Source organism: Aminobacter niigataensis (assembly GCF_946995915.1).
Classification (GTDB): domain Bacteria; phylum Pseudomonadota; class Alphaproteobacteria; order Rhizobiales; family Rhizobiaceae; genus Aminobacter; species Aminobacter niigataensis.
On record NZ_OX341517.1, the window covers coordinates 2,830,180 to 2,842,496 of the forward strand.

General features: G+C 63.6%; 12 protein-coding genes. 2 read left to right on the forward strand and 10 right to left on the reverse strand.

Translation table 11 applies throughout. From position 1 onward, the window contains the following. Positions 1-57: 57 nt before the first annotated feature. Both O1Y97_RS13740 and O1Y97_RS13745 read right to left on the reverse strand, forming a co-directional pair. On the reverse strand, positions 58-897 hold the full coding sequence (locus tag O1Y97_RS13740) for a helix-turn-helix domain-containing protein (RefSeq protein ID WP_318761387.1): 840 nt from the start codon (positions 895-897) through the stop codon (positions 58-60). Between the two features lie 62 nt (positions 898-959). Then, positions 960-1,745 carry a TSUP family transporter gene (locus O1Y97_RS13745; RefSeq protein WP_318761388.1) on the reverse strand — a complete coding sequence of 262 codons (786 nt, stop codon included), beginning with the start codon at positions 1,743-1,745 and terminating at the stop codon, positions 960-962. A 161-nt stretch (positions 1,746-1,906) separates the two neighbouring features. On the opposite strand from O1Y97_RS13745, the gene O1Y97_RS13750 reads away from it, so the two are divergent. After that, positions 1,907-2,338 (forward strand): tellurite resistance TerB family protein, encoded by a 432-nt coding sequence (locus tag O1Y97_RS13750; protein WP_108607825.1) that lies wholly within the window; start codon positions 1,907-1,909, stop codon positions 2,336-2,338. Positions 2,339-2,356: 18 nt separating this feature from the next. Here O1Y97_RS13750 and O1Y97_RS13755 read toward each other — a convergent pair whose 3' ends face one another. The 8 genes from O1Y97_RS13755 to O1Y97_RS13790 form a co-directional block, all read right to left on the reverse strand. Next, on the reverse strand, positions 2,357-3,982 hold the full coding sequence (locus O1Y97_RS13755; protein ID WP_318761389.1) for an ABC transporter ATP-binding protein: 1,626 nt from the start codon (positions 3,980-3,982) through the stop codon (positions 2,357-2,359). Then, the gene (locus O1Y97_RS13760; RefSeq protein ID WP_318761390.1) at positions 3,979-4,848 is read right to left on the reverse strand and encodes an ABC transporter permease; all 870 of its coding nucleotides are present in this window, start codon (positions 4,846-4,848) and stop codon (positions 3,979-3,981) included. Before O1Y97_RS13760 ends, O1Y97_RS13755 begins: the two co-directional genes overlap by 4 nt. Then, the gene (locus O1Y97_RS13765) at positions 4,845-5,792 is read right to left on the reverse strand and encodes an ABC transporter permease (RefSeq protein WP_318761391.1); all 948 of its coding nucleotides are present in this window, start codon (positions 5,790-5,792) and stop codon (positions 4,845-4,847) included. Before O1Y97_RS13765 ends, O1Y97_RS13760 begins: the two co-directional genes overlap by 4 nt. A gap of 77 nt (positions 5,793-5,869) precedes the next feature. Next, positions 5,870-7,351, reverse strand: coding sequence for an ABC transporter substrate-binding protein (locus O1Y97_RS13770; protein WP_318761392.1), 1,482 nt, complete (start codon positions 7,349-7,351; stop codon positions 5,870-5,872). A gap of 139 nt (positions 7,352-7,490) precedes the next feature. After that, positions 7,491-8,771 carry an acetylornithine deacetylase/succinyl-diaminopimelate desuccinylase family protein gene (locus O1Y97_RS13775; protein WP_318761393.1) on the reverse strand — a complete coding sequence of 427 codons (1,281 nt, stop codon included), beginning with the start codon at positions 8,769-8,771 and terminating at the stop codon, positions 7,491-7,493. A gap of 109 nt (positions 8,772-8,880) precedes the next feature. After that, a complete protein-coding gene (locus O1Y97_RS13780) occupies positions 8,881-9,381 on the reverse strand; it encodes a RidA family protein (RefSeq protein WP_318761394.1) in 501 nt (166 codons plus the stop codon). A 126-nt stretch (positions 9,382-9,507) separates the two neighbouring features. Continuing rightward, a complete protein-coding gene (locus tag O1Y97_RS13785; RefSeq protein ID WP_318761395.1) occupies positions 9,508-9,921 on the reverse strand; it encodes a c-type cytochrome in 414 nt (137 codons plus the stop codon). Positions 9,922-9,970: 49 nt separating this feature from the next. Then, positions 9,971-11,572, reverse strand: a complete 1,602-nt coding sequence (locus O1Y97_RS13790) for a flavin monoamine oxidase family protein (protein WP_246389396.1) — start codon at positions 11,570-11,572, stop codon at positions 9,971-9,973. Positions 11,573-11,882: 310 nt separating this feature from the next. Between O1Y97_RS13790 and O1Y97_RS13795 the strand changes: the two genes are divergently transcribed. Continuing rightward, entirely contained in the window at positions 11,883-12,308 is a 426-nt protein-coding gene (locus O1Y97_RS13795; protein WP_108607833.1) for a L,D-transpeptidase, read from the forward strand. The last annotated feature ends 9 nt before the right edge of the window (positions 12,309-12,317 follow it).

Consider the following 12,317-nt stretch of genomic DNA (forward strand, 5'->3'; position numbering starts at 1 on the left):
ACGACAACCCACTCTGGCGAAGACCAGTTCCACCGTATTGAACAAATGTTACCGGGCTCAGTTGAGCTTTTGGAGCAGCGCGGTTGGTGTTGTTCCCGATAGCTCGCGGAATTCGCGCACCAGATGCGCCTGGTCGGCATAGCCGCATTCGGCAGCCAGGTCGGCCCAGTCGATTTCGTCCGCATTGCGCGCCAGGCGTGCCGTGCGATCAAATCTGATGATGCGTGCGACCGCCTTCGGGCCGATGCCGACTTGGTCGGCAAATCGCGCTGCCAGATGTTTGCGGCTGCATCCGATCTCGCTGGCGATGGCTGCAATGCGGATACGTCCGCCGCTCGACGTGATTTTCGCCATGGCCCAGGCAATCTCGGCCGCCGGCGAAGCCGTGATCGCCAAACGCTCGACTATGTAGCTCTCGACAAGGTCCAGACGCCGATGCCAGCCCGTTTCCTGGCCGAGCCTTTCGCGTAGTGCATTGCCGTCCGGGCCGAGCACCTCATCGAGTGTCACCATGCGGTCGGCGAGTTCGTGCATCGGGATGCCGAAGAAGCGACGGGCGCCGAGCGGGGTGAAATTGACCTGGACGCAGCACGACCTGCCAAAGGAATCGATGACCACCGGACCGGCGTGAAGACCCGAGGCAAAGCTGGCATAGCGGTCATTGTCTCCAGGCGCCCGGCTCAGGCCGATAGCGAACGGCTCGCCGAAGCTGATGACAAGCGGCACCGTCAGCGAGGCTGCCTCGCTCTGCCTGACATAGGCAGGAACGAGTTCGCGAAAGCCGACGAGATCGGTGATGACGCCCGCAAGCAATCGTGACGGAGTGCGCCGCACCATCTCGAACTGCCCGGTGGAGTGATCCGCCGATGCATTCGTCGGCGCTTGGCTGTTTGCCATGGCTCCTGGCTCCGCTGAGGCGAGGCAACGTACCCCAGCGGCAAGTAGCGGTCAAAACGGGGTCAGAATCCGGCCATCACCCGCAGAGGGTTGGTCGGGTCGATGAGCAGGCGGATGGCGAGTGCAACGCAGGTGCAGACCAGGAGTGGCTTGATCAGCTTGGCGCCGCTGCGCATCGCCATGTGGGCGCCGAGCCGTGCGCCGAGAAACTGCGCTGCGCCCATCATCAGCCCGATCTTCCAGTACACGGCACCGACAAGGGCAAAGGCGAACAAGCCGCCGATGTTGGAGGCGAAATTCAACAGTTTGGTGTGGGCAGTGGCCTTGAGTATGCCGTAGCCGGCAAGCGACACGAAAGCGAGCATGAAGAACGAGCCGGTGCCGGGGCCGAAAACGCCGTCGTAGAAGCCGATTGCCGGCACCACCGTCACGCCGAACAGGAACGGCGCCATGCGCTCGGTGCGGTCGACGTCGCCCATGTTCGGCTTGAAGGCGAAGTAGAGCGCGATAGCCACCAGCAGGATCGGCATGAAAGCGCGCAGGATGTCCCCGGGCAGCACCGTTGCCAGCAATGCGCCGAATATCGAACCGATGCAGGACATGGCAGCGGCGGGCAATTGCTTGCGGATGTCGACATGGCCCTTGGCGGCGTAGGAGATGGTCGCAGAGCCCGATCCGAACAGCGATTGCAGCTTGTTGGTGCCGAGCGCCGTGACGGGTGGGAGGCCGGCCAGCAGCAGCGCCGGAATGGTGATCAGGCCGCCGCCGCCGGCAATGGAATCGATGAAGCCGGCAATGAACGCCGCGACCGTCAGGAGCATGATCGTTTCGGTGGCTATTTCGAACATCGGCGCGGGCTCTGCCTGGAGGGAGCCGCCTTCGACCACAGCGAACCCGCTTGCGCAATAGCGGCCCAGAACCAGCCGCAGCTTGGCTGTTGGGCCACGTGTTTTTCGCCGCCATTTGTTCTATATCGGACACAGCAACTGCCTCGACGGAAGGGATTCGCATGGCGACGGGATTGCTGACCCAGATTCGTACGCTGTTCGAAGGCGACCCGGGGGTGCGCAAGGTCGCCGACGATCCGGTGCTTTCGGCCGAACTGCTTTTGCTTTTCCGCATGATCCTGGCGGACGGCGTAGCCAGCGACAGCGAGATGATCGCATTTCGCCGGATTTGTACCCAGGCTTTCGGCATCGCCGAACAGAGCATCGACGCTGTCATCGAGTATCTCAACGAATTCGGCTACGAGACCAACGGCTCGCAGGCGATTGCGATGTTCCGCGATCTCGATGTCGAGCGGCGCAGGCAACTGGCACGGCACATGGCCGATATCGCCAAGGCCGACGCCCACCTGGCGGAAAACGAGGTCAAGCTCTTGCGCCGTACGCTCGATCTGCTTGGCATCAGCCCGGTCGACGTGGTGAAGCCGGCGACATAATGCCTGCCAACCGGCGGCTCACCCCTGTTCTTGCAGGCGCCGTGCAATCGCCCTGTGCAGATCGGGCGCTGCGGAAACTAGCGCTTGCGCCGCTTCCGATGCGGGGTGGCTGAGCACATCCGAAGTCTTGCCGCGCTCGACGATCCGGCCCTCATGCATGACCAACACGTCGTCGGTAATGGCGCGGGCCACCGTCAGGTCGTGGGTGATGAACAGATAGGCGACGCCGAGCTTCTGGTTGAGTTCTGCGAACAGGTCGAGGATCTGGGCGCGGATCGATACGTCGAGCGCCGATACCGGCTCGTCGGCGACGACCAGCTTCGGCCGGGTGATGATGGCGCGCGCAATCGACAGGCGTTGGCGCTGGCCGCCGGAAAATTCGTGCGGGTATTTCTCCATGTCGGACCGGTTGAGGCCGACCTCGTGCAGCGCGCGGGCCACCATGTCGCGGCGCTCCTTGCGGTCGGGACGACGTTCCAGAAGGTGGAGGGGCTCGGCGACCAGCCGTTCGACGGTATGGCGCGGATCGAAGGAACCGTAGGGATCCTGGAACACCACCTGCATGTTGCGCCGCGGCCGTCGCAGTTCCGCCTCGCTGCGCCCGGCGATGTCCATGCCGCGAAACTTGATGGCGCCCGAGGTCGGCGTGTCGAGCGCCAGGATCATGCGGGCCAGGGTGGATTTGCCACAGCCCGAGCGCCCGACAAGCGCCACCGACGCGCCGGGCTTCATCGTCAGCGAGACATTGTCCACCGCGCGTACCGGTTCCGGCCTTGAAAACAGCGACCGGCGCGTGCCGGGATAGTCGCGCGTGACATTTGCGACGTCGAGCAGGTTCTCAGTGCCTGTCTCGTCCCCATGCGGCCTGACCCGAGCCGGAATATGGGTGGAAGCAAGAGCGAGTTGGCGCGTGTAGGGATGGTTGGCCTCCGAAAGCGTTCGGGCGGTGTCGCCACTTTCCATTACCGCGCCCTGGCGCAGGATGGTGATCCGGTCCGCCATCTCGGTGACCACCGCAAGGTCGTGCGAGATGAACAGCAGGCTCATCTTGTTTTCGCTGACCAATTCCTTGAGCAGGTCGAGGATCTGCGCTTGCAGAACCACGTCGAGCGCGGTCGTCGGCTCGTCGGCGATCAGCAGCTTCGGCTTCAGCGCGCAGGCAATCGCGATCGCCACGCGCTGACGCTGGCCGCCGGACAGTTCGTGCGGATAGCGCGACAGCGCAAATTTCTGCTCGGGCAGGCCGACTCGGTCGAGGATCTTCCTGGCGCGCTCTTCAGCCTCGGCGCGGCTGGCCCCGGTGTGCCAGCGAATGCCTTCGGCGACCTGTTCGCCGATGGTCTTGACCGGGTTGAGCGCGGTCATCGGCTCCTGGAACACCATGCCGATGTCATCGCCGCGTAGGGCGCACATCTGAGGTTCGGTCGCGCCGAGGATGTCGATGCCGTTGAAGGTGATGCGCCCCTTTATCTGGGCATAGTCGGGCGTGAGCCGCATGACGGCAAGCGCCGTCATCGACTTGCCCGAGCCGGATTCCCCGACGAGCCCCAGTACCTCGCCGGGGGCAATGGAGAGGTCGATGTCCTTCAGCACCGGCTGGCTGCCGATCTTCAGCGACAGCTTCTCGATATCGAGCAGGCTCATGGCCGGCGCCTCGCGCGCGGATCGAAGATGTCGGAAATACCATCGCCGAGCAGGTTGAGCCCGAGAACGGTAAGCAGGATGGCGCAGCCGGGGAACAGGGCGAGCCAGGGCGCCACGATCATCACAGTCTGGGCGTCGAACAGCATGCGGCCCCAACTCGGCATCGGCGGCTGCGTGCCGAGTCCGACATAGGACAGGGCGGCTTCCGCAAGGATGCCGAGCGCGAACTGGATGGTGCCCTGGACCAGCAGCAGATTGGCGATGTTGGGAATGATGTGCTCGACGGTGATGCGCGCCTTGCCCTTGCCGGCAGCACGGGCGGCAAGAATGTACTCGCGAGGCCAGATCGAGAGCGCACCGGCGCGGGCGACGCGGGCAAAAACCGGGATGTTGAAGATGCCGATGGCGATGATGGCGTTGATGGCGCTCGGGCCGAAGACAGCCGTGATCATGATCGCCGACAAAAGGGCAGGGAAGGCAAAGATGAGGTCGTTGAAGCGCATCAGCGCCTCGTCGATCCAGCCGCCGCGGGCCGCCGCCCAGCAGCCGAGCGGAACGCCGACGCCCATGCCGATGCCGACGGCGACGAGGGCGACGGCGATCGAATTGCGCGCGCCGATCATGATCATCGACAGCACGTCGCGGCCGAAATGATCGGTGCCGAACCAGTGGACGGAGGAAGGCGGCTGCATGCGGTCGGCGACGATCAGCCTGGTGACGTCGAAGGGCGTCCAGAAGAACGAGACGAGCGCCATAGCCGCGACGACCAAGGTGATGAACAGGCCGATGACGAAGGAGCGGTTGGCAAGGGCCCTGCCGGCGAGGGCGCCAAGGGTCGATGGGTTGCCTGGAACCGTGCCGCTCATTGCCGTGTCCTCAGGCGGGGATCGACCAGCGCGTAGGAAAGGTCGACGAGCAGGTTCACGACGACGACGGCGGCGACGAGCAACATGACCACGCTTTCGACCACGATCAGGTCGCGCTGGGTGATCGCCTGGAACACGAGGCGCCCAAGGCCGGGCAGGTAGAAGACGTTCTCGATGATGATGGTGCCGGCAAGCAGGAAGGCAAATTGCAGGCCCATGATGGTCAGCACGGGAATCAGCGCGTTTCGCAAGGCATGCCGCCACATCACCGCGCGCATCGGCATGCCCTTGGCGCGGGCCGTGCGGATGTAGTCCTCGCCGAGCACCTCGACCAGGGCTGCACGGGTGACACGGGCAAGGATCGCTGCCTGCGGCAATGCGAGCGCCACCGCGGGCAGGACCAGCGCCTTGAGCGCAGGCCAGGCACCGGCTCCCCAGCCGGGAAAGCCGCCTGCCGGAACCAGCCGCAACCAGACGGCGAAGACATAGACCAGCAGCAGCGCGAACCAGAAATTCGGCATCGCGACGCCGATTTGCGCCACCGCCATGGCTGCGGTGTCGCCGGCTCGACCACGACGCGCGGCGGCAAACAGCCCAACGGGAATGGCAATGAGCGTCGACAGCGCGAGTGCGATGATCGCCAGCGGAAAGGAGACGACGACGCGCTCCTTGACCAGGTCGATGACGGGAACCGAATAGGTGTAGGATTTGCCGAAATCCAGCGACAGCAGGCCCCGGGCCCAATCGAGATAGCGTACGATCAGCGGCTGGTTGAGCCCCATCTGGTCGCGCAGCAACTCGACCTGCGCTTCGCTGGCATTCATGCCAAGCATCACGCGAGCCGGGTCGCCCGGAACCACCTCCAGCATCAGGAACACCACGACCGAGGCGACCACGAGGGTCGCAGCACCGATCAGCAGGCGTTTGAGCAGATAGGCGGTCATGGGCTCAAACTGCCCGAGAAAACGCCGCTCCGAAAGCTCGCAAGGGTTGCGGAGCGGCTGAGTTCACAGGGTTCTTGTCAGTCGGCCCACTTGACCTTGGTCAGGTCGTTGGCCTGGATCGGAGAGTTCTCCCAAAGGCCTTCGACCTTGGCGTCCCAGATGCCGACCTTCGGCAGTTCGAAAAGGAACCCGTTGACCGCATCGTCGGCGAGAATCTTCTGCGCCTGCTTGTAGAGCTCGGTGCGCTTGGCCTCGTCGGAAGTCAGGTTGAGCTCGTCGATGACCTTGTTGAAGGCCGGGTTGTCGTAATTGAAGTAGTAGTCCTTGCGGGCGTAGATATCGATGTCGTTGGGCTCGGTATGCGAGACGATCGACAGGTCGTAATCCTTGTCGGTGAACACCTGCTTGAGCCAGTCGGCCCATTCGACCGGAATGATCTGAAGGTCGATGCCGATCTCGCGCAGTTGCGAGGCGACGATCTCGCCGCCCTGGCGGGCATAGCCGACCGGCGGCAGCTTGAGCGTTGCCTTGAAGCCATCGGGAAGTCCGGCCTCCTTGAGCAGTTCCTTGGCCCTGGCGACATCGTGCGGATAGGTGCCGGTGAGGTCGACATAGGCCGGGTTGTGCGGCGCAAAGTGCGAACCTATCGGCGTGCCGAGGCCGCCCGTGGCGCCGTCGATCAGCGCCTTGCGGTCGAGCGCATGGGCAATCGCCTGGCGCACCTTGAGATTGTCGAAGGGCGGCCGCTTGTTGTTGGTCGAGAGCACCGTTTCGCCCTCGGTGGTGCCGATGACGACCTTGAAGCGCGGGTCGGCCTTGACCTGGGCGAGCGCGTCGCCGAGCGCGAAATTGGGCAGCGCCTGCACGTCGCCGGAAAGCAGGGCAGGGATCGCCGCGGCGGCATCGGGGATGATGCGGAACTCGGCCTTGTCCAGCGCGACCGGATCGCCCCAGTAGCCGTCGGCCTTGACCAGCGTGATCGACGAGCCCTTGGCCCAGTTCTGGAACTTGAACGGCCCGGTGCCGACAGGCTTTTCCTTGTTGGTCTCGGCTGTCTCCGGAGCCACGATGACCGCGTCGCCCCAGCCGAGATTGTAGAGGAACGAGCCGAGCGGGTTCTTCAGCGTCACCTTGACGGTCGCGGGGTCGACCACTTCGACACTGTCGATTGGCGCGAACAGGCCCTTCTGGGCGTTGACCGAGGTCTCGCCACGGGCGCGGTCGAGTGAGAATTTCACGTCGGAGGCGTCAAAGTCGCTGCCGTCGTGGAACTTCACCCCCGAGCGCAGCTTGAACGTGTAGGTCTTGCCGTCGTCGGAAATCGTCCAGCTTTCGGCAAGGTCGGGCAGCACTTCGCCACGCGAACCGATGCGGGTCAGGCCTTCGAAGACGTTGGCGTAAAGCACTTCGTCGATGGCTGCGGCGGCACCGGCGGTCGGGTCGAGGTGAGGCGGCTCCAGCGGCATGCCAAGCACAAGATCCGTGCGCGCGGCCATTGCGGCGGTGCTGGACGCCAGCGCCAGCGCTGCAGCTGCCAGGATGGTTTTCCACTGCTTCATGCTCAGATCTCCCCGCTTCATTTCGACCCGCCGGATAGAAGCGCGATTTTCCGGCCGAGTAAATCAAGTTTGTTGCAATTGCAGCGGCGCTGCCGAATTGAATTTTTCCCGGCGGCGTGCCCGAGCGTTGCTTGCCCGATCAGCCGTTGAACTGGCCGCGCAACAAGATGTCGAGCCCGATTGCCATCACCTTGGCCGATTGCACCATGTCATCTATGCCGACCCACTCGTCGGGCCGGTGCGCGAGATCGAGAATACCGGGGCCATAGGCGATGCAATCGTACAGATGGCCGATACGCGCGACGTGCTTCTGATCGTAGGTGCCGGGCGAGATGACGTATTCCGGCTCCTTGTCGAAGATCTCGCGGATGCCCTTGGCGATGGCCGAGGCAACCGGCGCATCGCGCTCGGTCATCAGCGGCTGCACCTCCATGATGTCGCGGATCTCGTAGTCGAATTTTTTCCGCTCGCGCTTCAGGCGATCGAGAATGCTTGTGACTTCGCCCTTCACGTCGAGGATGTTCTCCTCGAGCAGGAAACGCCGGTCGATGGTCAGCCGGCAGGAATCGGGCACGTTGGGCGAAGGCAGGCCGGGGCGGAAATCGTCGGTCTGGCCGCCATGGATGGAGTTGATGTTCATGGTCGAGCGCCGCGCACCCTCCGGCACCACCGGCATGCGCGTGGTCTTGCGATCAAGCGCAGGGAATAGCTCCTGCTCGAAGGCTTCGAGCACGGCGCCCATGTGGCGAACGGCACAATCACCCAGGAACGGCATCGAGCCGTGCGCGATCGCGCCCTTGGTCTCGATCTCGGCCCACCAGACGCCGCGATGGCCGAGGCAGATCCGATCCTTGTTGAGCGGTTCGGGGATGATGACGTGGTCGACCTTGGGCTGCGAGAAATAGCCCTTGCCGGCGAGATAGGCGACGCCGCCGAAACCGCCCGATTCCTCGTCGACCGTGCCTGATATCTCGATGGCGCCGGGGAAATCCGGGTTCACGTCCATGAACGCTTCCGCCGCGATGATCGAGGCGGCGAGCCCGCCCTTCATGTCGCAGGCGCCACGGCCATAGACGCGACCGTCGCGGATGACCCCTGCGAAGGGATCGACGGTCCAGCCTTCGCCGGCTTCGACGACGTCGATATGCGAGTTGAAATGAACCGCCTGGCCACGCGAGCGGCCGTCGAAGCGGGCGACGACGTTAATGCGGGGATAGCGCTCGGTATCGCCGGGTGTGCCCTCGGCACGGATGTATTCGATACCAAAACCGCGCTTGGCGAGACGCGCGCCGAGGAACTCGGCGCAAGGACGATAGGCGTCGCCGGGCGGGTTGATGGTAGGAAAGCGGATCAATTCGGCCGTGAGCGCGGCCAGTTCGTCGCGGCGGTCGTCTATGATCTTGAAAAGCTTGTCATACATGCTGCCGACGCGAACCCGATTTGCCTGTCGATTACAGTCTTGCGCATCCGCGCAAACGTGTCGAGCGCGTCGACTGCCCGGAAACCGGACAGCCGGACTTGGGAGGGCGCTAGGGACGAACGGCCGTGACTTCGATTTCGACCAGCCAGCCGGGAGCGACGAGGCCGGCGACCTGCATCACCGAGCGAGCCGGCAGGTTGGGCTGTTCCTTGGTGCCGAAGAACTGGACGTAGCCTTCCATGAAGCCGCCGAAATCCATCTTGCCGCCCTTGTCGGGGTCGCCGACGAGGAAAACCTGCATCTTGACCACGTCGCCCATCTTCAGGCCGAGGCCGTCTAGCGTCTTTTCGATCGACTTCAGGACCGATTCGGTCTGGGTCTTGGTGTTGCCATAGGCGGCGAGGCTGCCTTTTTCGGCCTTTTCGTCGACGACGGACGGCACCGCGCCGCTGACATAGACGGTCGTCTTGCCCGCCGGCACCTCGACTGCCTGGGCGATCGGGAAGTCCGAATTCGGGTTTTTGTGGCGCAAGACATCCTGGGCCATCGCGCTTCCGCCGAGGAAAAGGCCAGCCGCAAGCGCAGCGGCGCCGATCCGCATCTTTGTCATCTCTTTCTCCTTTTGCCGCATGGAAATGGAGCAGTCGGCAGGATCACCGGCTGCCTTGGACGGGTCAGAGAATCGCTCCAACCTGTTGAACAGGCATCATCAAGGGTCGATTCTGGCGATGATGTGTCAGCGCGAGCCGGCAACGTCCTCGGCCGTCACCGCATCCTTGTAGTCGTTGCCGAAATTGGTCCTGACATAGTTGACCACCGCGGCGATCTGATCGTCGCTCATCATCTTGCCGACCGGAGGCATGCCTTTGAGGCCATGCAGGATGACGAAGACCGGGTAGCCGCCGGCCTCCAGGTTCACGTTCTTGGCGAGGGCCGGGTACTTGCCGGCGCCGACCGCGCCCTGGCCCTGGTCCATGTGACAGGCCTGGCAGACATTGGCGTACAGTTCCTGGCCGGTCTTTTCGGAGAAGTTGTCCCCGTCGCTGAATGTGGCGCCCGCCGAATCTGCCAGTGCCACCGTGGCAGAGAAAGCCGTGACGAGGGCGGTTGCGGCCACCAGGCCGAGGGAGTGCTTGGGTTGCTGGGTCATATTGGCATGCCTTGCGAAAACGAGGGGTGAGGGACGAACGGCATGGCCGTCATCCCGCGACGACACGTTGATGCAGCCTGGTGATGGCATCGAGCGACGACAGGATCGCGCCCTCCATCCACGCAGGGATGTAGGAGGCATGCTCGCCGGCCAACACGATGCGCCCGTCGATCTGGCACAGGTTGTCGTAGTGCTCCTTGCGCGCTTCTTCGGTCCAGTCGCCGGCGCAGCCGAGCGTGAAGGGCGAACGGTGCCAGGCCATCGAGATGCCGTTCTCGAACTCGTCCTTGTATTGCGGGTGGATCATCGTGCCGTATTCGACGGCACGCTTGACGCGCTCCTCGGGCGCCATCGAAGTGAACTCGTAGGAGTGCGGCCCGTTCCAGGTGTAGGCGCCGAGCAGCACGCCCTTGCCATTGGTGTTGAAGCTGGTGCTCGGATAGGAGATCTGGGTGATCGGCAGGTCGGTATAGCTGACGCCGCCGAAGATCAGTTCGTCCTGTTCCCAGAAGCGGCGCTTGAACTGCAGGCCGACCTTGACCGACGAGGCATAGGGCACCGCCTCGATGGCTGCCTGCATCGGTGCGCCGACATTGATCTCGATCTGGGCGAGGATGGTCAGCGGAATGGTGCAGATGCACCAGTCGGCCTTTTCCTCGGCCGTCGTGCCGGGTTTTTGCACGTCCTCGTAGGTTACGGTCACGCCCTTTTCGTCCTGATGGATCTTGGAGACCTTGGCGTTGTAGGTGATGAGATCGCCGACCTCCTTGGTGAAGGCCTTGCCGATCATGTCGATGCCGCCGACCGGCTGGAACATGGTCGTCTGGAATTCGTAGAGCGCGAAGTTGGCGAGGCTGCCCCACAGGCCCGAACTCAGGATGTCGGTCAGCGCAATGGGATCGCTCGGCACAGGTGCCGCGCCGAGGCCGCCGCCGGGATCCTTGGCAAAGCCGCGGAATTCGGAGGTCGCAACGCTCTTGGTATAGGCATAGTCCTTGTCGAGCGCCCCCCACGAGCGCAGCGCCTCGACCAGCATCTCCTGGTCTTCCTTGGTGACGCCGCCTTCGAGCTTGCCGGTATGGGCGACCTTTGCCAGCAATTCCGAAACGTGGCCCTGGAAGTCGATCTTGATGTCGCGCACGCGCTGCGGCTTGCCGCCAAAAGCCTTGGACGAATGCAGGAAGGCGTTGTGATTGAGCTGCTGGAACGGCTCCAGCGTGACGCCGAGGCGGCGGCAATAGGCCAGAAGCCCGTTGTGATGGTAGGGGATACGCCACGGTCCGGGATTGATGTAGAGCCCTTCGTCGAATTCGCATTTCTGCGTCGCACCGCCGAGTTCGGTGTAGCTGTCGCCGCCACGCAGCGTCCAGTTACGGCCGCCCGACCTGTTGTTGTATTCGAGGATCTTGACCTTGTATCCGGCCTGGCGAAGCTCGAGCGCGGCCGTCATGCCGGCAAGGCCGGCGCCCAGGATGAGCACGGTGGCGCCCTTCGGATCGCCTTCCAGCTTGACCGGTCCCTTGTAGCCGGATTCAACGGCCAGCCCGAGGCTGGTCATGGCCTGATACATGGCGGCCGAGCCTGCTGTCAGGCCGATCAACGACAGCAGGTTGCGCCTGCTCATACCGCTAAAATATTGGGATGATTGCATTTTCGAGATCCTCCGGGCGACGGTCCGATGTCGGCCGCACGTTATCCGGCTGGAGCACGATGGAACCTCGCTCCAGCTGCAGGGGCGAGCCTATGCCCATGCATGGGCGAGTCAACTGGGCCAGACCGGGGTGGCGATAGGGGCTGGCGGCATGCCATTGGAAGCCGGCGAAGAGCGTTTTCGTCGCCCCTGGCGATGCCCGTCTCGGGCGCCACTCGCTCCCATGTTGTATATTTACCAACCGTACAACTTTTCATGCTCCCATCTTCGTCAAGGCAGAAAAACTGCCGGACAGGGGAGTGTACGACAGATGTACAAGGCGCTCTTCGTTGCCGCCGCTTTGGCTCTTGCTGGACTTCCGGCCCAGGCACTGGCCGATGTTCTTGTCGCCAGGGTCAACGTCTCGAGCCAGACCATGACGGTCAGCATGGGCGGGCGGGTGATCCACCAATGGCCGGTGTCGACGGCGCGCAGGGGGTATGTCACGCCGCGCGGCAGTTGGCGGCCCAAGCGCCTGCACCGGATCTGGTACTCACAGAAATATGACAACTCGCCGATGCCCTATTCGGTTTTCTACAATGGCGGCTATGCCATCCATGGCACCGGTGCGGTCAGGCAGCTCGGCCGGCCGGCATCGCATGGCTGCGTCCGATTGCAGACAGCCAACGCCGCCAGGTTCTACGCCTTGGTCAAGGAAGTTGGCGCGCGCAATACGAGAATCGTCGTCACCAATTAGGATGCTGTC